The 220-nt window shown below is 61.4% G+C and carries 1 pseudogene; it reads right to left on the bottom strand.

What is annotated here, in order from left to right:
- Positions 1-100: 100 nt before the first annotated feature.
- Positions 101-220 (bottom strand): annotated as a pseudogene (locus AF337_RS46275) (cyclase family protein); the annotation flags it as partial.

The raw sequence follows: 220 nt of genomic DNA, 5'->3' as shown, positions 1-220 counted from the left end.
CACAATGTTTCACAAAGGAGGCAGCGTTGCCCACTGCCGGTATCGGCTCGAAAGCCGATCGACATTATCCGGACGTGCGGATCCCGGGTCCCTAACCCACTCATGTCAGAGGCATTGCTACGGGCCGCATCGGTGCGCCGGTTGCGCCGCGCAGCTTGATGCAGGCCCCGAAAAAGGCGAATTCGTAGAGTCTTTCGGCGGCCAGCTCCTCTGTGTGGCC

The organism is Rhizobium ecuadorense, from assembly GCF_001187535.1.
Lineage (GTDB): Bacteria > Pseudomonadota > Alphaproteobacteria > Rhizobiales > Rhizobiaceae > Rhizobium > Rhizobium ecuadorense.
This window is presented reverse-complemented; position numbering and strand designations above follow the sequence as displayed.